General features: G+C 42.1%; 24 protein-coding genes. 18 read left to right on the top strand and 6 right to left on the bottom strand.

Going from position 1 to position 21,574, the window contains the following annotated elements:
* Positions 1-164: 164 nt before the first annotated feature.
* Complete coding sequence (gene tkt / locus L3V38_RS15225; RefSeq protein WP_237119916.1) at positions 165-2,156, top strand: transketolase; 1,992 nt, start codon at positions 165-167, stop codon at positions 2,154-2,156.
* Positions 2,157-2,397: 241 nt separating this feature from the next.
* Here tkt and L3V38_RS15220 read toward each other — a convergent pair whose 3' ends face one another.
* Together L3V38_RS15220 and L3V38_RS15215 are read right to left on the bottom strand one after the other, a co-directional pair.
* Positions 2,398-2,697, bottom strand: coding sequence for a type II toxin-antitoxin system RelE/ParE family toxin (locus L3V38_RS15220; RefSeq protein WP_237119915.1), 300 nt, complete (start codon positions 2,695-2,697; stop codon positions 2,398-2,400).
* Positions 2,694-2,936 carry a type II toxin-antitoxin system ParD family antitoxin gene (locus tag L3V38_RS15215; RefSeq protein ID WP_237119914.1) on the bottom strand — a complete coding sequence of 81 codons (243 nt, stop codon included), beginning with the start codon at positions 2,934-2,936 and terminating at the stop codon, positions 2,694-2,696. The genes L3V38_RS15220 and L3V38_RS15215 overlap by 4 nt, the downstream gene beginning before the upstream one ends.
* A gap of 279 nt (positions 2,937-3,215) precedes the next feature.
* Between L3V38_RS15215 and L3V38_RS15210 the strand changes: the two genes are divergently transcribed.
* The 4 genes from L3V38_RS15210 (at position 3,216) to L3V38_RS15195 (ending at position 6,786) form a co-directional block, all read left to right on the top strand.
* Positions 3,216-3,527, top strand: coding sequence for a pyrimidine/purine nucleoside phosphorylase (locus L3V38_RS15210; protein WP_237119913.1), 312 nt, complete (start codon positions 3,216-3,218; stop codon positions 3,525-3,527).
* A gap of 182 nt (positions 3,528-3,709) precedes the next feature.
* Entirely contained in the window at positions 3,710-4,066 is a 357-nt protein-coding gene (gene raiA / locus L3V38_RS15205; protein WP_062568786.1) for a ribosome-associated translation inhibitor RaiA, read from the top strand.
* Positions 4,067-4,230: 164 nt separating this feature from the next.
* Positions 4,231-5,478: a divalent metal cation transporter gene (locus tag L3V38_RS15200; RefSeq protein ID WP_237119912.1), complete on the top strand. Its 1,248-nt coding sequence runs from the start codon at positions 4,231-4,233 to the stop codon at positions 5,476-5,478.
* Between the two features lie 357 nt (positions 5,479-5,835).
* Entirely contained in the window at positions 5,836-6,786 is a 951-nt protein-coding gene (locus L3V38_RS15195) for a hypothetical protein (RefSeq protein ID WP_237119911.1), read from the top strand.
* 121 nt (positions 6,787-6,907) lie between these two features.
* Here the strand turns inward: L3V38_RS15195 and L3V38_RS15190 are convergent, their stop codons facing one another.
* From L3V38_RS15190 to L3V38_RS15180, 3 genes are read right to left on the bottom strand one after another with little or no spacing between them, the layout of a single operon-like run.
* Positions 6,908-8,095 (bottom strand): VWA domain-containing protein, encoded by a 1,188-nt coding sequence (locus L3V38_RS15190; RefSeq protein ID WP_237119910.1) that lies wholly within the window; start codon positions 8,093-8,095, stop codon positions 6,908-6,910.
* A 1-nt stretch (position 8,096) separates the two neighbouring features.
* Positions 8,097-8,945 carry a MoxR family ATPase gene (locus L3V38_RS15185; protein ID WP_237119909.1) on the bottom strand — a complete coding sequence of 283 codons (849 nt, stop codon included), beginning with the start codon at positions 8,943-8,945 and terminating at the stop codon, positions 8,097-8,099.
* Between the two features lie 52 nt (positions 8,946-8,997).
* Positions 8,998-9,237: a DUF1653 domain-containing protein gene (locus L3V38_RS15180; protein WP_130149534.1), complete on the bottom strand. Its 240-nt coding sequence runs from the start codon at positions 9,235-9,237 to the stop codon at positions 8,998-9,000.
* A gap of 61 nt (positions 9,238-9,298) precedes the next feature.
* Between L3V38_RS15180 and L3V38_RS15175 the strand changes: the two genes are divergently transcribed.
* The 11 genes from L3V38_RS15175 to rpoS are packed head-to-tail and all read left to right on the top strand — an operon-like array spanning position 9,299 to position 16,871.
* Positions 9,299-9,781, top strand: coding sequence for a DUF2947 domain-containing protein (locus tag L3V38_RS15175; protein ID WP_237119908.1), 483 nt, complete (start codon positions 9,299-9,301; stop codon positions 9,779-9,781).
* Between the two features lie 59 nt (positions 9,782-9,840).
* The gene (locus L3V38_RS15170; protein WP_237119907.1) at positions 9,841-10,473 is read left to right on the top strand and encodes a hypothetical protein; all 633 of its coding nucleotides are present in this window, start codon (positions 9,841-9,843) and stop codon (positions 10,471-10,473) included.
* 22 nt (positions 10,474-10,495) lie between these two features.
* A complete protein-coding gene (gene ftsB / locus L3V38_RS15165; protein WP_237119906.1) occupies positions 10,496-10,786 on the top strand; it encodes a cell division protein FtsB in 291 nt (96 codons plus the stop codon).
* Positions 10,776-11,477 carry a 2-C-methyl-D-erythritol 4-phosphate cytidylyltransferase gene (ispD, locus tag L3V38_RS15160; RefSeq protein ID WP_237119905.1) on the top strand — a complete coding sequence of 234 codons (702 nt, stop codon included), beginning with the start codon at positions 10,776-10,778 and terminating at the stop codon, positions 11,475-11,477. Before ftsB ends, ispD begins: the two co-directional genes overlap by 11 nt.
* Positions 11,474-11,956, top strand: coding sequence for a 2-C-methyl-D-erythritol 2,4-cyclodiphosphate synthase (gene ispF / locus L3V38_RS15155; protein ID WP_062568796.1), 483 nt, complete (start codon positions 11,474-11,476; stop codon positions 11,954-11,956). The genes ispD and ispF overlap by 4 nt, the downstream gene beginning before the upstream one ends.
* On the top strand, positions 11,953-12,981 hold the full coding sequence (locus L3V38_RS15150) for a tRNA pseudouridine(13) synthase TruD (RefSeq protein WP_237119904.1): 1,029 nt from the start codon (positions 11,953-11,955) through the stop codon (positions 12,979-12,981). The genes ispF and L3V38_RS15150 overlap by 4 nt, the downstream gene beginning before the upstream one ends.
* Positions 12,982-13,746: a 5'/3'-nucleotidase SurE gene (gene surE / locus L3V38_RS15145; protein WP_130149540.1), complete on the top strand. Its 765-nt coding sequence runs from the start codon at positions 12,982-12,984 to the stop codon at positions 13,744-13,746.
* Positions 13,736-14,374, top strand: coding sequence for a protein-L-isoaspartate(D-aspartate) O-methyltransferase (locus tag L3V38_RS15140; RefSeq protein WP_062568831.1), 639 nt, complete (start codon positions 13,736-13,738; stop codon positions 14,372-14,374). The genes surE and L3V38_RS15140 overlap by 11 nt, the downstream gene beginning before the upstream one ends.
* An 11-nt stretch (positions 14,375-14,385) precedes the next feature.
* Positions 14,386-14,964 carry a YqaA family protein gene (locus L3V38_RS15135; RefSeq protein WP_237119903.1) on the top strand — a complete coding sequence of 193 codons (579 nt, stop codon included), beginning with the start codon at positions 14,386-14,388 and terminating at the stop codon, positions 14,962-14,964.
* Between the two features lie 41 nt (positions 14,965-15,005).
* A complete protein-coding gene (locus L3V38_RS15130; protein WP_237119902.1) occupies positions 15,006-15,830 on the top strand; it encodes a peptidoglycan DD-metalloendopeptidase family protein in 825 nt (274 codons plus the stop codon).
* A 57-nt stretch (positions 15,831-15,887) separates the two neighbouring features.
* Complete coding sequence (rpoS, locus tag L3V38_RS15125) at positions 15,888-16,871, top strand: RNA polymerase sigma factor RpoS (protein WP_062568801.1); 984 nt, start codon at positions 15,888-15,890, stop codon at positions 16,869-16,871.
* A 94-nt stretch (positions 16,872-16,965) separates the two neighbouring features.
* On the opposite strand, the gene mutS is transcribed toward rpoS, so the two are convergent.
* Positions 16,966-19,536: a DNA mismatch repair protein MutS gene (gene mutS, locus L3V38_RS15120; protein WP_130149543.1), complete on the bottom strand. Its 2,571-nt coding sequence runs from the start codon at positions 19,534-19,536 to the stop codon at positions 16,966-16,968.
* 21 nt (positions 19,537-19,557) lie between these two features.
* Between mutS and L3V38_RS15115 the strand changes: the two genes are divergently transcribed.
* Together L3V38_RS15115 and recA are read left to right on the top strand one after the other, a co-directional pair.
* Positions 19,558-20,055: a CinA family protein gene (locus L3V38_RS15115; protein WP_237119901.1), complete on the top strand. Its 498-nt coding sequence runs from the start codon at positions 19,558-19,560 to the stop codon at positions 20,053-20,055.
* A gap of 58 nt (positions 20,056-20,113) precedes the next feature.
* Positions 20,114-21,160: a recombinase RecA gene (gene recA, locus L3V38_RS15110; protein WP_130149545.1), complete on the top strand. Its 1,047-nt coding sequence runs from the start codon at positions 20,114-20,116 to the stop codon at positions 21,158-21,160.
* The last annotated feature ends 414 nt before the right edge of the window (positions 21,161-21,574 follow it).

Raw genomic sequence — 21,574 nt, 5'->3', positions numbered from 1 at the left:
TTACGCCTAGACGTCTATTTAAAATTACTAATAACATTTCGTTCTTAATAAACAGTAATAATAGGTGCATTTAATACGGATTTTTAATTGCACTGTACCCTTACATTAAGTAAGAATGGTGTCTTACACACAACCAGCGCAAATACATAAAGGTAGGAGAATTCATGCCATCACGCAAAGAACTTGCAAATGCTATTCGCGTCTTATCAATGGACGCAGTACAACAGGCCAAATCTGGTCACCCTGGCGCCCCTATGGGCATGGCAGATATCGCAGAAGTACTATGGCGCGATTATCTAAAGCACAACCCAACGAATCCAGAGTGGGCAGACCGCGATCGATTTATTCTTTCAAATGGTCACGGTTCAATGCTGATCTATTCTCTTCTACATTTAAGTGGTTATGATCTGCCGTTAGAAGAAATTAAAAACTTCCGTCAAATGCACTCAAAAACACCAGGCCACCCAGAGTATGGGTATGCACCAGGTATTGAGACCACTACGGGCCCATTAGGTCAAGGGATCACAAATGCAGTGGGTATGGCGATTGCCGAAAAAGCACTTGCTGCACAGTTTAACCGTGAAGGCCACGATATTGTTGACCACTTCACCTATGCGTTCATGGGCGACGGCTGTTTAATGGAAGGTATTTCACACGAAGCTTGTTCATTAGCGGGTACATTAGGCCTAGGTAAACTTGTTGCGTTTTGGGATGACAACGGCATCTCAATTGATGGTGAAGTAGAAGGTTGGTTCAGCGATGACACACCAGCGCGCTTCAAAGCATACGGCTGGCACGTAGTTAGCGATGTTGATGGGCACAACCCTGATGCAATTCGCGCCGCTATCGAAGAAGCGCGTAGCATCACCGATAAACCATCACTTATTTGTTGTAAAACAGTGATTGGTTATGGTTCACCGAATAAATCAGGTAGCCATGACTGCCATGGTGCACCACTCGGTGAAGATGAAATTAAAGCATCTCGTGAGTTCTTAGGTTGGACTGGCGAGGCATTTGAAATCCCTGCTGATATTTACAGCGAGTGGGATGGCAAAGAAAAAGGTAAGCAACTAGAAGCAAGCTGGGACGAAAAGTTTGCCGCTTACGCAAGTGCACACCCTGAACTTGCTGCTGAGTTTAAACGTCGTACCAACGGTGAGTTACCAGCTGATTGGGCTGAAAAGTCACAAGCTTACATCGAAGAGCTGCAAGCAAACCCAGCAAACCCAGCAACACGTAAAGCATCACAAAATGCATTAAACGCATTTGGCCCATTATTACCAGAATTCATGGGCGGCTCTGCTGACCTTGCGGGTTCTAACTTAACACTTTGGGATGGCTCAAAAGGCTTAGAAGCAAACGATGCAAGTGGTAACTACATTTTCTACGGTGTACGTGAATTTGGTATGTCGGCAATTATGAACGGTATTGCACTGCACAAAGGCTTTATTTCTTACGGTGCTACATTCTTAATGTTTATGGAATATGCACGTAACGCAGTTCGTATGGCCGCATTGATGAAGCAGCCAAGCATCTTCGTTTATACGCACGATTCAATCGGTCTAGGTGAAGATGGTCCGACGCACCAACCGGTAGAGCAAATTGCTAGCATGCGTTTAACGCCAAACCTTGTTAACTGGCGTCCATGTGACCAAGTTGAGTCTGCGATTGCATGGCAACAAGCGATTGAGCGTAAAGACGGCCCAACATCACTGATTTTCACTCGTCAAGGCCTTGAGCAACAAACGCGTACTGCACAGCAGTTAAGCGACGTGAAAAAAGGTGGTTACGTGCTTAGCTGTGACGGAGAGCCAGAGCTTATCCTTATCGCAACAGGTTCTGAAGTACAGCTTGCACAAGATGCTGCAACAGAGCTACGTTCACAAGGTAAAAAAGTACGCGTGGTATCTATGCCTTCAACTGATTTATTTGATGAGCAAGACGCTGCCTATAAAGAAAGCGTACTACCAGCAAGCGTTACACGTCGCGTAGCAATCGAAGCGGGCATCGCAGACTACTGGTACAAATATGTAGGCCTAAACGGCGCAGTAGTTGGTATGACGACCTTCGGTGAGTCTGCACCAGCAGGCGAGTTATTCAAGCACTTTGGTTTCACTGTTGAAAACATCGTAAACAAAGCAAACGCTTTGTTCTAAGCTTTAGCCGCTAAATTTAAAAGCCCGCGCTGTATAACCACAGCGCGGGCTTTTTTATGGCGGTTTGGTGAGCGAGGTGAAATCCAAACCGACTCGAAGCTGTCAGTTTTAGCTGCAAGCCTAAAGTTTTAAGCTATAAGTCAAAACACAGCTTACCGTAGGCGTGAAATTTATTTCGCGCGAAAAGTTATGTTTTTTGGTTGAATACCAGAAGTTAGATTCGAGCCTGTTAAATGAGGCGTTATGCGCCAAAAATTGGATTCACATCCATACTTTTGTGGAGAATACGGATAATCTCTATATTTTGACTGCCGATTTGACGATAAAAGATTACGTGGCTTCCTTGTGGGAATTTCCTATAGCCATCGCGAATTTCGTCACAGGTTTTACCAATGTCAGGGTTTTCGGCTAACAGCCAGAATGAATCATCAAATTGTTTTAGATAAATATTTCGCTGTTCACGACCCCAGCGTCGAGAGGTAAACAAGGCTACATCTTTTAAATCAGATTTCGCCTTGTTAGTTAACTGAAAGGGTTTCATTTTCTCTCTTCGTTATCTAACTCATTGATAAACGAATCAAGGTCATAATCCGCAACTCCACTATTTTCACCTTCAACAAGTAATTGGCGTAAAGTGTCCATTTTAGTTTCTTGGGTTTCAAGTAAACGTAAAGCGGAGCGAATGACTTCACTTGCCGAGCCATAGCGACCGCTTTGGATTTGATTAGCAATAAAACTGTCAAAATGGTCACCCAAAGTAATGCTAGTGTTCTTAGCCATAACATAGCCCTTAATACCAATATATACCTAATTATGGTATCAGTTAGGCTTGAATGCAAGGTGCACATAAAGTATTCAAGCCATATTTTTTGAACGCAAATTAAAGTGAGTTAAAACAACAGATATTCGCGCTAAGCACGACCTACCATGCTTGGAAGATCGGCTTATGGCTAACTACGGCTAACCGGACTTGATTATTTCTCACTCAGCTCCCCTTGAATGCTAAACCGACAACTGGCACTGTCTGTAGCTTAATAACAAAACACAACAGGAGTGAGGATGTCTCAGTTTGATAATGTAAGTGTGCTGAAAAAAGCCAATGTTTATTTTGATGGTAAAGTGTCTAGCCGTACTGTGGTATTTGCTGATGGCAGCACGAAAACCTTAGGGTTTATGCAACCGGGTGAGTTTGAGTTTGCTACGAGTAAAAAAGAGTTGATGGAACTTAACGGCGGCAGTTGGCATGTGCTATTACCTAATGAGAGCGAATGGCAAACAATGCAAGCAGGGGAGTCATTTACGGTTGATGCGAATGTCACCTTTTTAGTAAAAGTGAGTGAGTTTGCTGATTACTGTTGTTCGTACACTTAATAAGCAGTTGTTAACCTCTGTGAAAAGCCCGTGCGATGCGGGCTTTTGCATATTTTATCTGCAACGCATGATCTAAATCATCTGTGGTTACAATCAATTACTAATTATCTGTAATTTTCGCTTGTGTTAATTCAATTCGCCCCCAATACTAACTGTGAGGTAACAAGAAAAAAGGATACCCTATGAAGATTAATATTTCTGGTCATCATGTTGACGTTACTGAGGCTGTTAGAGCTCACATCAACGAGAAATTCTCGAAAATTGCTAGCCATTTTCCATCATTAATATCACTCGATATTATTCTTTCAAAAGAACATCACAAGTATCAAGCTGAGATCAGTACCACTTATGAAGGTACGCGTTTATCGGTTAAAGGAGAAGATGACGTGATGTATCCGGCTATCGCAAGCGCGGCTAAAAAACTCGATGCATCACTTAAACATCGAAAAGGGCAAATGAAAGCCAAATTACATGAAAAACCGGTCAGTACCACGCCGGAAATCGCCCACGAAATCATTCAAGAAATGGATCTGAGCTAATTACAATGTGCTAGCCTGAAGTGGCTAGCCTATACTAAAATTGAAAAGCCAACCGCTTCACAGCGATTGGCTTTTTTGGTTTTTACTTTCTACCTTATCCAACTTCCAATCTCATCTAAAACGCTGTAAGTTGCTTGTAACTAAGAATAAAACACATAAAGCGTATGCAATTAGTAGTATCAAATTGGCAATCTAAATTAAATGCTTTAGGGCCGGGTATTTTAATGGCTACAGCGGCAATTGGTGGCTCGCATTTAGTGGCGTCAACACAAGCGGGATCATTATTTGGTTGGCAGCTATTTTGGCTAATCATTGTAGTAAATGTATTAAAGTACCCATTTTTTCGATTTGGTATGGAATACACCTTAGCCACTAAACAAAGTTTAGTTGAGGGTTATAAGCAAAAAGGGCCAGGCTACTTTTATAGTTTTATTGCGCTGAATATTGTCGCGGCTGTGGTGAATACCGCAGGGGTATTACTATTAACGGCCAGCTTATTGCACTACGCGTTACCTATAAGTATTTCAGTTACACTGCTGTGCTGGCTAATTTTGGCTGTGTGCTTGCTTATTTTGTTATTGGGGCACTTTAAGGCGCTCGATAATGTTTCAAAGCTTATTATGGGGCTGCTTACTGTAACAACCGTGGCTGCGTTGATTGTAGCTATTAACAATGGTGCTATAAACCATGCAGCAGTGGCGCCTGCTGACTATGTGGGCCCATCGCCTTATGAACTTGCCATGCTTGGCTTTATGGTGGCACTTATGGGCTGGATGCCGGCACCCATCGAAATTTCAGCGATTAGCTCGTTATGGCTAAAAGAAAAGCAACATCAACAAGCGGTGACTAAACAACAAGGCTTGTTTGATTTTAATTTGGGTTACTGGCTTACCGCAGCACTTGCATTAGTGTTTTTTTCATTAGGTGTGTTGGTGCAATATGGTCACGTGCAGGCAGTTCAATTAGGTGGCGTGGCGTTTGCCAAACAGTTGATTGATATGTATGCACTCACCATGGGGGAGTGGGCAAGGCCGCTGGTTTCAGGTATCGCTTTTTTATGTATGTTTGGTACCACGCTGACGGTACTTGACGGCTACGCCAGAACATTAAATGAGTCGCATAAATTGCTACCCGTTAAACAGTCAAAAAATAGCTTGAATATGTGGCTATTATTACAAGCATTTGCTGGCATGGCAGTGATTTTATTCTTTAAATCAGCCCTTGGGCCTATGCTTACCTTTGCAATGACCCTCGCTTTTGTCACGACCCCTGTCTTTGCGTGGCTGAACTTTAGTTTAGTTCGCTCAGAAGCCAGTATTCATCACTCAACCTTACTTCGCATATTGAGCTGGTTAGGCTTAGCTTATTTGGTGGGCTTTGCGCTGGTGTTTTTGGTTTGGAAGGTAATGTAGGTTGGTTTGAGCGAAGCGAAACCCAACGGTGAAACTGTCGTAAGCCTTAAGTTATTAGTAAAGTTTGCGCGATGTAAAATCGCGCCTACAATTTTAATTCAACTCCCTTACCGCAGTACTGATCTTAGCTAGGGTGCATATATGGCGTTGTGTATAAACTGTTTTATAAAGTCATGATGGCCGTTGCAAATTAATTATCCAGTTCTAATAAGTTGTTTGGAAGCTTTGTGTTTAGGCCTGTTAAAAGGTACAAAAGTACATAAAATAGATATAAAAAAGATATTCAGATCGTTTTTATTTAAAGTAAATGAAGCTAATGTCTGGGTTCTACTCAATCTTGTCAAAGGGAAAATTGTTATGTCTATTTCTTCAAAAATTTTATTTATTCTATGTCTATCAATATCTTTTGTATCTTCAGCAAGCGAGGAGCTTGAGCGAACCTCTTCAACTTATCATGCACCTAAGTGGATGGCACAATTGTTTAACGAGCCAATGCAATATGATCCGAACGTAACAGTAAAAACGATGAATACTGTCAATTCACAAAGTGGAATTGTAATTAAAGAAGGAACGGGAAAAGGGGTGCATTTACTGGGTAATAGCTATTGGCGAGTTAGCCCTGCTGTAGAAGCGATATCCCAAATAGATAACATATCGGAATCAGGGTTAGCAGATAGTGATAGGTACTTTTATGTTTTATCACGCGCTAAAACTGATGAGCAAAAGGCGGCTGTGATTTCTTTAAAAATAAGGTTGCGTTTAAGCCGTGAAAAAGATTCATATGTGTACTTTGATGGTACTAATTATCACTTAGCAAAAGTAGCAATCCATGAAAAGTCTTTTTTAGGAACCAGTTCGGACCCTAAAAAGCTAATACAAAACTACGTAAATAAAACAATAGTTAAAGTAGCATTGATCACTCCTGAGTTATTAGATCCTAAAATTAATAACCTCGATAACATCATGCACCTTGTTGAAAAACAACTGGTTAATAACCACTCCGCTTTTTCACAAAATGAAAAAAGGCATAACCAAATCTCCTACATCCAATATAACAGCAGACTTTTTAATAGTGATGACGAAGATGACGACTCAGTAGAAGATGACTTAGCGGATTGGTATGAAGAGGTTGATGATTGGATGAATGCTTATGAGAGAGATCTAAATGCTGATTATTTTTATTGGGGGGAATATGAAAACGATTTTGGTGAAACATGTGGCTTAGTCTTATACGAATATGATTTAGACGGTGATGGAGATATGGATGATACATTTATTGAGGACGAGTATTTTTGTGAAACATTTTGATTAACATTAAACCACCAGTTAGTTTTTTCTTAAGAATTCAAGTTAAGTTTAATTATCAAGAGTATAAGATATAAGGCCTATCATAAGGTTAGCGTTGAACGCTAAACAAAAATTCACAGCCTTAACTCAATTCCCTAATTGCATTACTAATCCCATCTAGCGTGAGTGGGTACATGCGGTTGTCCATTAACTGCTTTATAAAATCAATTGATTGATAATAACGCCAGTGTTCAACGGGTTGTGGGTTGAGCCAAGCGACTTTATCAAAATGGTTGGTGATACGGTTTAGCCAAGCACTGCCTGGCTCTTCATTCCAATGCTCGACACTGCCCCCAGGGTAGGCGATTTCATAGGGGCCCATAGTGGCATCGCCAACAAAAATGACCTTGTAATCGCTGGTGAACTTGTTAATCAGGGTCATGGTATCAATTACGTTTGAGTGACGACGTTCGTTGTCTTGCCAAACATGCTCATACAAACAGTTATGAAAATAGTAAAATTCAAGGTGTTTAAACTCGCTGTGGGCGGCGCTAAATAACTCTTCGCAAGTATGAATGTAATCATCCATTGAGCCACCTATATCAAACAGCATCAACACTTTTACCGCATTGTGGCGCTCTGGTGCCATTTTTACATCGAGCATGCCGCCTTGCTTTGCGGTTGCGCGGATGGTTTCGGTTAAATCCAGTGTATCGCTAGCGCCAGTGCGGGCAAATTTACGCAGCTTTTTAAGGGCAAGTTTAATGGTGCGCGAGCCGATTTCACGGTCACTATCGAGGTTACGGTAGCTACGTTTATCCCATACTTTTACCGCACGGCGATGTCGGTTACCGTCTTGACCAATGCGCACACCTTCAGGGTTATAACCATAGGCGCCAAATGGCGAAGTGCCACCTGTGCCAACCCACTTGTTGCCGCCTGCATGGCGTTTTTGCTGTTCTTCAAGGCGTTGCTTGAGGGTTTCCATAAGTTTGTCAAGGCCACCCATGGCATGTAATTGCGCTTTTTCTTCGTCGCTTAAGTGCTTTTCAAACTCTTTGCGTAGCCAATCGTCAGGCAATGCATGTTGCTGTTTTAAGCTTTCGAGCAGATCAAGGTCGGCGACTCCGCTAAAGTAATCAGCAAAGGCTTTATCAAAGCGATCAAAATGGGTTTCATCTTTCACCATGATGGTACGCGCTAAGTAATAAAACGCGTCAACATCGGCAAAAATAACCCCTTGCTTGAGCGCATTGATTAAATCAAGTAGTTCTCGCAAACTAACTGGTAAGCGATATTCGCGAAGCTTAAAGAAAAACGCAATTAACATCTTAACGGCGGCTCATAAACGCAAGTTTTTCGATTAAGCTAATGTCTTGCTCGTTCTTTAATAACGCCCCAAACATCGGCATTAAGCCGCCTTTTTGGCTCTTGTCGTGCAGTGTTTTAGCGTCAATATCTTCAGCCATCAGCAGTTTTAACCAATCAAGTAATTCACTTGTTGATGGTTTTTTCTTAATGCCGTTCACATCGCGCAGGTTAAAGAATACTTCGAGTGCTTGGCGTACTAAATCTTGTTTAACGTGAGGGTGATGCACATCGATAATTTGTGCCATTTCTTCACTACTTGGAAAATCAATGTAGTGGAAAAAACAACGACGTAAAAAAGCATCTGGTAGCTCTTTTTCGTTATTCGACGTGATGATCACAATCGGACGTTGCTTAGCAATAACGCGCTCACCGGTTTCATAAACATGAAACTCCATTTTATCGAGCTCTAATAACAAGTCGTTGGGAAATTCGATATCGGCTTTATCGATTTCATCAATCAGTAGCACTGGGCGTTTATTATGTTGCTCACCATAGGTAAAGGCTTGCCATAGTTTTCCTTTAACAATGTAGTTGCTGATATCGTGCACTCGCTCATCGCCTAACTGACTGTCGCGTAGACGTGATACCGCATCATACTCATAAAGGCCTTGCTGCGCTTTAGTGGTTGATTTGATGTGCCATTGAATGAGGGTGGTGTCTAAGCTTTTTGCAAGCTCCTCGGCCAGCATGGTTTTACCCGTGCCTGGCTCGCCTTTTATCAACAGCGGTTTTTCGAGCAATATGGCCGCGTTAACGGCTTGTTTTAAAGCAGAACTTGCAATGTAGTTATCGGTTGAATTAAAAAGCACGATGTCACCTTATCTGGTCTGAGCAGTGATTAATAACGTTATGATGCCATAGTTATTCTGTGTCTGAAAGGTATGCAAAACGCGGCACAGTTTTGCCATCGATTTCAACGGTTTCTAAAAACATACTAAGTGGGCGTGCCCACATACCAAACTCACCATACAGTGCTTGGTAAATAACAAGTTGTTCTTCGGTTTCACTGTGGGTGGCAACATACTCAACTTTGTATTTTGGGCCTTTGTAGTGTTGATATATACCTGATTTGAGAGGATGAGGTTTTATTGCTGTAGTCATGTTTTGATCTCTTGTATAATTACGTTTTGCACTTTTTAATGCTAAATAAATCGCCAACACTATGAATTATATTTCGTTAGATGAATACAAGAAAGCATGGGTTTTTCGCCATAAAGACATGCCTATCAGCGCAGATGATGCACTGCAAATTAAGCCAATGACAAGTGAACGCGCTGCTGTGCTTTGGACTACCATGGTCAGCCGCGAGCATGACCACCCAGATTTTTTTGATAAAACAGATTGGTGTGGCAAAGAAGAGAGCTTTATCGAGACACTTAATTGGGAAAACGCATGGGAAGCCGGCGAAGAGCAACTCCCCGAGGCTATTTTGGCGCACCTTGATTGGGAAGCAAACACGACAGTGTATTTTTGTATGGCACGCGACAATATCATCGAAACTAGTTTTGCTGTCTTTAAACGTTGTTGGCAAAACTTCATGTTTTTAGCTGATGGCAGTTTGTTAATGGGCAAAAAACGCGATGCTGTTGTGCAGTTTTTAGAGTCAGGTAATGCCAAACTGGGTAAAAAAGGCGCAGTAAAGTAGCGCTCAATTAACGCTCTATGCTATAAAACAGTCAAGCAATTGTTTTATAAGAGCGCGCATTGTCAACTTCAAACTCTAAGAGCAAATCGTTACAACAAGCCGAAATTTGGCAAACTGATGCCGAGCGGGCTTTGTATGCTCAGTTGTGTAATGCTTTTTATGCGCGTGAAATTCCACGTTTAGTTGAAGAGCCAGATGCGGCAAGATTAAGACGACTATTAGCCAGTTTACCTTTTTATATTGAACGGCTTGCTATACGAATTGTGAGTGGGGATGCGCCTCTACAACTTGATTCACAAAATGGTAGTTGGCTCGAGAAGCAAAAAACGCAGCCTCCTGTGCATAGTAAAAATGAGTCAGCGCGTTTTTTTAGTCAATACGCTAAGCGCGGGTTAATTGTTCCCGTGTTAATTAATGACGGTCAATGTACCACAGTTCGCATAGACAGCTTAGATCAAGTAAGCGACAATAAGGTACATTGCAATGAGCTTGGCTGGTTTAATCATTCGGGTGAGTCATTGGAAGACACGCACGCTCAATTATTAAAGCCTTCAAAAACGATAATGATAGCGGCGTGCTGTGGTCACCAATGGCATTTTAATAAACGAGTAACACCTAAGCGTTTATCTTTAAGAGAAATGCTATTAGCAAGCAATATAAATTGGCGCAACCTAAAGCGCCCAAAGACTTAATTTAACCGCGAAGGAGTGTTCAATGCGGGTTTTTCAATTCGCCTTGTTATGTTTGGCGCTATTTATTCAGTACCGTTTATGGTTTGGACATAATGGGGTACAGGATTACACTCGCCTTAAGCAAGCGGTTACGTCTCATCAAGATACCAATGCCAAGCTTTTGAAGCGAAATAAAGTACTTAAAGCTGATATAAAAGATTTAAAGCTCGGCCAAGAGGGAATTGAAGAACGTGCAAGGAATGAGTTAGGAATGATTAAACCAGGTGAAACATTTATTCGAGTGTTACCTAGACAACAAAATAATGAAAGATAAGCAAATAATTACCGCTATAGTCCCTGCCGCAGGGGTTGGTAGCCGCATGCAACATTCCACGCCTAAGCAATATATTGAACTTGCTGGCAAAACGATTTTAGAACATACCCTTAGCAAGCTTGCTGAACTTAACCTCCTTCACACTATTAAAGTCGCAATCAGCGATGGTGACGGCTATTTTGCTGATTTACCGCACATTGATAACCGTATAGAGCGAGTAACAGGGGGGAAAGAGCGCGCTGACTCAGTGTTGAATGCCTTGTTATCACTTGCTGATAATCCTCCTGATTGGGTTTTGGTGCATGATGCTGCAAGGCCGCTGGTATGTTTGACTGATATAGAGCGCTTAATTGCAGACTGTGTTGCTACGAATGAAGGCGGTATTTTAGCCTCTAAAGTAAAAGACACCATAAAGCGTGGTGAGACGCATTGTAAGCAAACAGTGCCGCGTGATGATTTATGGCAGGCACTTACCCCCCAGTTCTTCCCTTATCAAGCGCTGACAGATGCCCTTACAAATGCGCTTAAAAATGGTGTAACCATCACGGATGAAGCATCTGCAATGGAGTGGGCTAAGCAGCCTGTTAAATTGGTGCCAGGTCGTAGCGACAATATTAAGATCACCACGCCAGAAGACTTAGATTTAGCTGAGTTCCTACTAAATAAACAACAAAATGAGAGTACCCCATGATTCGAATTGGCCATGGCTTTGATGTTCATAAATTTGGCGGCGAAGGCCCGCTGGTTATTTGTGGTGAAAAAATTGATTACCCACAAGGGTTCTTAGCACATTCAGACGGTGATGTGGCTATTCATGCATTGTGTGATGCGATATTAGGTTCTTTGGCTATGGGTGACATTGGTAAGCACTTTCCTGATACAGCCAGTGAATACGAAAACATCGACAGTCGTATTTTATTACGCCATGTGGTTGGGCTTGCTAAACAGCAAGGGTACGTACTTGGCAATGCCGATGTCACGATTGTTGCACAAGCGCCAAAAATGCTGCCACATATACAAGCAATGCGTGAAAACTTAGCAGCAGATTTAGAGGCTGACATTTCGCAGGTTAATGTGAAAGCGACAACCACCGAAAAGTTAGGTTTTGAAGGACGCAAAGAGGGCATCTCAAGCCACGCAGTCGTTATTATGAGTAAACACAATTCATGAGCGAGTTAAACTACCTGTATGGTAAACCTCTTTCTAAGGCTGACTTTAAAACGTTTGCTGAAGATTTTATGGTTGATGAAGACTTGGGTATTGAGTTTACAGGTTCTGGTGAACATGTTTGCTTACAGGTTGTAAAAAAAGGCGAAAATACTCAGTTTATTGCTAAACGCATTGCCGAAAAAGCAGGTGTATCACCGCGCGATGTAAGCTATGCGGGTCTAAAAGATCGCCATGGTGTTTGTACCCAGTGGTTTAGCGTGCCAGTGCCAATTAAAAAGCACATAGAATTTAGTGATCTGAATAACGAGCAGTTTTTTGTAATATCGCAACAGCGCCATAACCGTAAGCTCAGAACCGGCTGTCATAAAGGCAATCGCTTTACTATTACGTTACGTAATGTGACTGAGCCGCTGGATATTTTGTGTCGTATCAATGCTGTGCGCGCAGGCGTACCTAATTATTTTGGTGAGCAGCGCTTTGGGCATGGTGGTCACAACCTTGAAATGGCAAAGCGCATGTTTGCCGGAGAGCGTATCCGCGATAAAAAACTGCGTGGCTTAGTGATTTCAGCTGCGCGTTCTTATGTGTTTAACGAAATAGTGAGTATGCGTGTTGCTGAGCATGGCCTTGCTAAAACAATGCATCGCGAAGTGTTTATGCTTAGCGGCAGTAATGCTTTTTTTGAAGACAACATAAGCGATGACAATATTGCACGCTTAGCATCTGGTGATATTGTCATGTCGGCGCCTATGGTAGGTAAAGGTGAAAAAGGCCTGACCGAGACTGAAAAAAAATGGCTTACACCTTATCAGTCGTGGATTGATGGGCTTGCTGAATTAGGTCTAAAGAATGAGCGTAGAATGTTACGCTTAATACCCGATTCATTAGCAGTAGAAACCATAGATGAGAGCACATTGAAGCTCAGCTTTGGTTTACCTAAAGGCTGTTTTGCAACCGCTCTGTTACGGGAGCTGGTGGACTATCAAGATGCAAGCCCCAGAGAACAAAAACAAAAGGATGCGTAAATGAAAATCTTATTAAGTAATGATGATGGGGTCAATGCTAAAGGGATTGCAGTTTTGCACCAAGCTTTGATTCAAATCGCAGAGGTAACCTTAGTTGCGCCTGATCGCAATTGCAGTGGCGCAAGTAATTCACTCACATTAATGAATCCATTACGAGCGACTACATTAGACAATGGGTTTATTTCGATTAATGGCACACCGACAGATTGTGTTCATTTAGGTGTAAATGAGCTCACTGACGAGCTGCCTGACTTAGTTGTAGCTGGTATTAATCATGGTGCTAATTTAGGTGATGATACGCTTTATTCTGGTACGGTAGCAGCAGCAACTGAAGGACGACATTTAGGATTACCAGCCATTGCTGTTTCGTTATGTTCTAAAGAAGGCAACCATTTTGAAACAGCAGCGGCCGTTGCCGTGAGCATTATTAAAGAGCTGGCTTCTCATCCATTACCAAAAGATCAAATAATTAATCTGAACGTTCCCGATATTCCTCTAACAGAATTAAAAGGTGTGAAGGTGACGCGTTTGGGTTCTCGCCATAAAGCTGAAACTATGACTAAGCAGCAAGACCCTTGGGGCCGTGATATATATTGGTATGGTACGTTAGGCGCTGAAAGCGATGCAGGTGAAGGCACTGACTTTTATGCCATCAACAATGGTTATGCATCGGTGACACCATTAAGCGTTGATATGACAGCGAAAGAAAGCTTGCAAGCTGTTGATAGCTGGTTGGCAAATATGGAGATTAATAGTGCTGACTAATTATAATCGCAGTGCATTAGCGTTGGCTGAATTATTAAAGCGAGAAGGGGTAGAGGACTCTATCGTACTTGAAGCAATAGCAACAACACCCAGACACTTATTTGTTGATGATGTATTGCAGCACAAAGCGTATCAGAATACCGCATTACCCATTGGCCAAGGGCAGACTATCTCACAACCGTATATTGTTGCACGGATGACCGAGCTGTTACGTTTGGCTGGCGTTAAAGACAAAGTGCTTGAAATAGGAACGGGCTCTGGTTATCAAACAGCGATACTTGCCAAAACATTTAGCAAAGTTTGTTCTGTTGAGCGAATTAAAGCACTGCAATGGCAAGCAAAACGGCGTTTACACAAACTCGATTTATATAATGTAACAATGAAACATGGTGACGGCTGGCAAGGTTGGCAGTCTCAAGCACCATTTTCAGGCATCATTGTGACAGCTGCGGCTGCAACAATGCCAAAAGGGTTATTAGCACAGTTAGCTGATGGCGGAGTCATGATTGCCCCTGTGGGCGAGCAAGACCAACAATTAATGATGGTTGTCAGAAACGGCGATACATTTAGTGAACATGTAGTTGCACCAGTACGATTTGTACCTTTGGTACCTGGTGACATTGAATAGGACGTCATACTTTGAAGTTATTTACTAAGTTATATGATATGGCACTTGTGTGGGCGAAGCACCGCCACGCAGAGCGCTATTTAGCAGGGATGAGCTTTGCCGAATCTGTTTTCTTTCCGGTGCCGCCCGATGTCATGCTGGCGCCAATGTCGCTTGCACAACCAAGCAAAGCATGGCGTTTTGCAAGCTTTACTACCATTGCATCTGTCATTGGTGGTGTTTTAGGTTATCTTTTAGGTTATTGGCTATTTGAGCCTGTTGTAGAGCCTTTTATTGCTCAAATGGGCTGGCAAGCAAAGTTCGACTTAGCACTTAGTTGGTTTGATACCTATGGTGTTTGGGTTGTATTTATCGCTGGATTTTCGCCTATCCCCTATAAGGTATTTACGATCGGAGCAGGTCTAATGCAGATGGCCTTTTTGCCCTTTTTAATTGCCTCAGCCATTGGTCGTGGTGCACGATTCTTCTTGGTTTCCGCTTTAATGAAGTGGGGTGGGGTTAAAATGGAGCAAAAATTACGTCAATATGTTGAAGCACTTGGCTGGGGTTTAGTTATTTTAGTTGTGGTTGCATACTTTTTATTGCGATAGCACTTAAAACCTTTAATTAGCATTTCAAGGAGCATTTTACGGTGAGAAAGCATTTAACAGTCTATGTTGCTTTGTTTCTTAGTATTTTGCTCTTTGGTTGCTCCTCTCGCAATGCGCCCGCGCCGGTCAGTAGTTTAGATAATCAAGTTAATCCCACTACCCGTAAAGTGATTATCACGGGCTCAAGTTATCGAGTACAAAAAGGCGATACGTTGTACTCAATTGCGTTTAGCGCTCAGAAAGATTTCCGTTCTTTGGCAAAAATAAACCGTATTCCAGCACCTTATACAATTTACCCTGGACAACGTATTTTGCTCAAAAAAGCAGCGGAAAAACCAAAAAAGACGAAAAAATATACGAAATGGAGTAAAAAGTCTACTGTTTCGAAACAAAAAAATAACAAAAAATTAAAAAAAGAGCTTGATCAGCCAAAACAACGAGAGTATGTTCAAAAACAAGCCAACAAAAAAGTTAGTGTAAGAAGTAGTAAATCTAGTACGAAAGTAATATGGAGTTGGCCCGCTCAAGGTAAGGTCACTCGCCGTTTTTCTACTAAAGAAAATGGTTATAAAGGTTTACAAATCGCTAATAAAAAAGGGGCATCTGTTTTAGCTGCTGCACACGGAACGGTGGTTTATGCTGGCAACGCATTAAGGGGATACGGTAATTTAATTATTTTGAAACATAATGATGATTACCTAAGTGCCTACGCGCACAACTCCAAGTTGCTCGTAAAGGAAAAACAGGAAGTAAAGGCGGGTCAGAAAATAGCAGAAATTGGCAGTTCCGACTCTTCAGTAACGGCTTTGAGATTTGAAATTCGTTATCGAGGAAAAGCAGTCAACCCTGCTAAATATCTACCTTAGCCACGGGTATTGATAAAGTGATTTAGCTCAATCACATATTTGCTCGGGAGGACGCTTATGGGTCACACAGCAAAACTTGAGAAAACAACAGAAACGATTGACGATAAATTTGACGATACAGTAGTCGAAGAAGAATCTTCTGATTTACTAGAGGAAGTGGATAACGAAGAAGATATTTTTGCAAAGGATGAAGTCGCCAAGAATTTAGATGCAACGCAACTATATCTCGGTGAAATTGGTTTCTCTCCTCTGCTCAGTGCAGAAGAAGAAGTATACTTTGCTCGTAAGGCGTTGAAAGGTTGTGAAGCCTCTCGTAAACGAATGATCGAAAGTAATTTACGTTTAGTGGTGAAAATTGCTCGTCGCTATAACAATCGTGGCCTTGCATTACTTGATCTAATTGAAGAAGGTAATCTTGGTCTTATCCGAGCCGTTGAAAAATTTGATCCAGAACGTGGTTTCCGTTTTTCAACTTACGCAACCTGGTGGATTCGTCAAACTATTGAACGTGCCATCATGAATCAAACCCGTACTATTCGCTTACCAATTCATGTTGTTAAAGAGCTAAACGTTTATTTAAGAACCGCACGAGAATTAACGCAAAAGCTAGACCACGAACCAACAGCAGAAGAAATTGCAGAGTGTTTAGATAAACCTGTTGAAGACGTAACAAAAATGCTGCGTCTAAACGAGAAAATCACCTCAGTTGATACACCAATTGGTGGCGAGAATGATAAAGCCTTACTCGATATTATTGCTGACGAAAAAGGCTCAGGCCCTGAGGGCGAAGTACAAAATAATGATATCAATAAGCATATAGTTGATTGGCTTGGTGAATTAAACCCAAAACAACGCGAAGTATTAGCACGCCGCTTTGGTTTACTTGGCTACGAGCCATCAACGCTTGAAGATGTTGGTCGTGAAATTGGCTTAACACGTGAGCGTGTAAGACAAATTCAAGTAGAAGCATTACGTCGCTTAAAAGATATTTTGCAACACGAAGGTTTAAGCACTGATAGCCTGTTCGACCAATTCACTTAATTTGACAACAATGCATACCTGATAAAGGGTATAGAACCTACGGGTTCAGAACACACAAAAAAGCTGACGTAACGTCAGCTTTTTTATTGTGTAATTAAAGTAAATCTTTTAACTGATATAACAGCTGATGTGCTTGCCTTGGTGTGAGGCTGTCAGGATCAAGCTGCTGTAAAGTTAATTCAAGCTCTGATGGCTCATTATCAAAAGCCAGTGCTTGCTGTTGCTGCACAGGAGCTGTGACCGGCTGGTGATTTTCGAGCATTTTTAGCTTTTGTTTTGCCTGTTGAATCACCGCTTTTGGCACACCGGCAAGTGCAGCAACTTGCAAGCCAAAGCTCTTACTTGCAGCCCCTTCAAGTACTGTGTGCATAAAGGCAATGGTGTCGTTGTGCTCAATGGCATCTAAATGCACATTAACCAGTCCTTGTTGCTGTTCAGCAAGTTCTGTTAATTCAAAGTAATGAGTTGCAAATAGGGTTTTAGCTGCAATCTTTGAGGCTAAATAGTCTGCAGTAGCATAAGCGAGTGACAAGCCATCATAGGTTGACGTACCACGACCAATTTCATCCATCAGCACCAACGATTGTGCGGTAGCATTATTCAAAATTGTGGCTGTTTCTGTCATCTCAACCATAAAGGTCGAGCGCCCAGATGCCAGATCATCACTTGCGCCAATACGTGTGAATATACGGTCAATGTTACCGATTTCGGCGCTATCTGCCGGTACGTAAGAGCCTATATGTGCCATTAGTACGATAAGCGCGGTTTGGCGCATATAAGTTGATTTACCACCCATATTTGGACCCGTAATGATTAGCATTTTACGGTCATTATTGAGCTCTACTGGGTTGGCAATAAACGGGTCTTTCATGACCTGCTCAACAACAGGGTGGCGGCCTTGCTTAATGCTAATATTGTCGTTATCGCAAAGTGTTGGTTTAGCGTAATTAAGTGCTTGTGCACGTTCTGCTAAGTTATTTAATACATCTAAATCAGCTAACACAGCAGCCATGGTTTGTAGCTGCTCGATATGCGGGGCAATAAATTCAAATAACTGCTCGTAAAGTTGCTTTTCAAGGGCTAATGCTTTTGATTGGCTACCCAGTACTTTATCTTCGTGCTCCTTTAGCTCTGGAATGATGTAACGTTCATTGTTTTTAAGCGTTTGGCGACGAATATAATCCGCAGGCACTAAATGTGAATTGGCACGGCTAACTTCAATAAAAAAACCATGTACTTTGTTATAGCCAATTTTAAGCGTACTAATACCTGTGCGTTCACGTTCACGCTCTTCAAGTTTTTCAAGAATATCAGTCGCACCTTGGCTCAGTGCACGCCATTCATCAAGTTCACTATTATAACCAGGGGCAATAACGCCACCATCACGAATAAGTACAGGCGGAGTTTCTATAACAGCACGTTCTAGTAAATCCTGAAGTTCAGGTAATTGTTGCGAGTTTGCGATGATCTGACTAATACGTGGATTGTTGGCATCCATTAGTAGTTCGTGCAGTGGTGCCAAAGCTTGCAAAGCGCTGCGCAAGCGCGTTAAATCACGGGGTCTTGCGGTGCAAAGTGCTAAGCGAGCAATAACACGTTCAATATCACCAATTTGCTTTAATGACTCTTGTAGCTCACCGCATAGTTGCGCATCAATAATCGCACTTATCGCATTGAGACGAGAGTTAAGCTCAGTTTTGCTGCGCACTGGAGTGTGAATACGGCGTTTTAGTAAGCGAGAACCCATGGCTGTTGCTGTTCTATCAAGCACTTGCGCGAGGGTGTTTTCGTAGCCACCAGAAAGATTCACCGTGAGCTCTAAATTTTTACGAGTTGCAGCGTCGAGGATCACTGCATGTTCATTTTGTTCAAGAGTGATGGCACGAATATGGGGCAGGGCAATGCGCTGAGTATCCTTAACATATTGCATTAAACACCCAGCAGCAATGAGTGCGTTATGAGCTTTATCGACTCCAAATCCCACTAAATCCTTAGTGCCAAATTGGTCGCACAGTAAGTGCTGGGCAGTATCTAAATCAAATTCCCACTCAGGGCGTCGACGCGCGCCTTTTATATGCTCAATTAGGTGTACATTTGCAAACGTTTCACTATAAAGCAGCTCAGCAGGCGCTAAACGTTGTAATGTTGAGCTAAATGCTTCATCAGTATTGACTTCAAGAATATTAAAGCGCCCTGAATTGATATCAAGGTAAGCTATTCCGTAAACCCCTTTGTTGCTTTGCCACACACTCGTCAATAAGTTGTCTTGACGTTCTTGCAGTAAGGCTTCATCAGAAATTGTGCCTGGCGTAACAATACGCACAACTTTGCGCTCTACAGGGCCTTTACTTGTCGCAGGGTCGCCTATTTGTTCACAAATAGCAACGGATTCGCCCATTTGCACTAAGCGGGCTAGGTAGTTTTCTACAGCGTGATAAGGGACACCGGCCATTGGGATTGGATCACCACCGGCTTTGCCGCGGTGAGTTTGAGAAATATCAAGTAATTGTGCGGCACGTTTGGCATCATCAAAAAACAGTTCATAAAAGTCACCCATTCGATAAAACAACAAAATATCTCGATGCTCTGCTTTTATTTTAAGATACTGCTGCATCATAGGGGTTTGTTGTTTTATAGTGTGCGGTGCATAAAGATCAAACGACATGTACTTACCCAAAGGCTGAATATGGAATTACATCAAGAGATTAAAACACTTGCTGCGAAATTAGGAGCTATTTTAACGGATAAACGCTTATGGATCACTACCGCTGAATCATGTACGGGTGGAGGGGTGAGTTATGCGCTTACAGATACGCCTGGAAGTTCTAATTATATTGACCGTGCTTTTGTTACCTACAGCAATCAGGCAAAGCATGAACTACTTGGTGTTAACGAGCAAACATTAAACACCTACGGTGCCGTAAGTGAACAAACGGTCCTTGAAATGGCACCGGGAGCTGCAAAAGCAGCAAAAGCTGATATCGCGGTTGCGGTTTCTGGCATTGCAGGCCCTGGAGGTGCAACACTGGATAAGCCCGTGGGGTTAGTGTGGTTTTGTATTCATTTTGCAGGGAAAAACTATTCGAACAAGCAGGTTTTTTCTGGGAATAGAGCAAATGTTAGAGAGCAAGCTATTGTTTATGCTATAGAAAAAGTAATTGAATTGATAAAATCAGAAAATTAGCTTGATACTGTGATTTCATACAGTATACTGTCTGCATTAGCCGGATTTGGAGAACAGAATGAACGATAACAAACAAAAAGCGTTGGACGCTGCTTTATCACAAATTGAACGTCAATTTGGTAAAGGTTCAATTATGAAACTGGGTGATAATAAAGCCCTTGATATTGAAGCTATCTCGACAGGTTCACTTGGTATTGATATCGCGTTAGGTATAGGTGGTTTACCGACAGGCCGTATCGTTGAAGTATATGGTCCTGAATCATCAGGTAAAACAACGCTTACTTTACAAGTTATCGCTCAAGCTCAAAAGCAAGGTAAAACATGTGCGTTCGTTGATGCCGAGCATGCACTTGATCCTGTATACGCACAAAAACTAGGTGTAAACATTGATGAGTTACTTGTTTCTCAACCAGACACGGGTGAACAAGCATTAGAAATTTGTGACATGTTAGTACGTTCAAGTGCTGTAGATGTAGTGATTGTTGACTCGGTTGCTGCATTGACACCAAAAGCTGAAATTGAAGGCGACATGGGTGATTCACACATGGGCCTACAAGCTCGCTTAATGTCGCAAGCACTTCGTAAGTTAACGGGTAATATTAAACGCTCAAATACACTGTGTATTTTCATCAACCAAATCCGTATGAAAATTGGTGTTATGTTTGGTAACCCAGAAACAACTACGGGTGGTAACGCACTTAAGTTTTACGCTTCAGTACGTTTAGATATTCGTCGCATCGGTTCAGTGAAAGAAGGTGACGAAGTCGTTGGTAATGAAACCCGCGTGAAAATCGTTAAGAATAAAGTTGCGCCGCCATTTAAACAGGCTGAATTCATCATTATGTACGGTGAAGGTATCTCTAAACATGGCGAGCTAATTGATTTAGGTGTTAAGCATAAACTTGTTGAAAAGTCAGGTGCTTGGTACAGCTATAATGGTAATAAAGTCGGCCAAGGTAAAGCTAACTCAATTAAGTTCTTAAAAGATAACCCTGAGATCGCAGATGAAATCGAAGGCAAACTACGCGAGATGCTATTACTGCAAGCCACTGTACAACCAGAAGATGGTGAAGATGCAGGCTTAATCGCAGAAGATGAGCTATAAATCGTTTTAAAGAGTATCGTTAAGCGTGATTTGACCCGCACTTAACAAAAGAAAGCCGCTACCCTGTGTAGCGGTTTTTTTATGGTTGAAATAGTCTGTGGTCGCGTGTTGTTTATTTGATTGGTCGCGGGGTTACCCTCTGCTACAAGGTGGCGTAGTTGCGATTTTATATCTCGCTTTAGCTTGAGTTACTTTTGGGTTGTCGCGGGGTTAACCCGCTGCTACAAGATGGCGTACTCGCGACTTTGTATCGCGCTTAAGGTTTAGTTGTGTTTGGATTGTTGCGAGGTAAACCCGCTTATATGGACTCCTCCGATTGCACAAGCCTTTTTTACATTAAGCTGATGTGATTGCGTACTTATATACGGACTCTAATGAGGCGCTACCTCGGTCACTTTGATGTTTTCGCGCCCT

The sequence above is a fragment of the Pseudoalteromonas sp. L1 genome (genome assembly GCF_021728095.1).
GTDB lineage: Bacteria > Pseudomonadota > Gammaproteobacteria > Enterobacterales > Alteromonadaceae > Pseudoalteromonas.
Note: the sequence above shows the minus strand (reverse complement) of the source record. Positions and strands in the feature narration are given on the sequence as shown.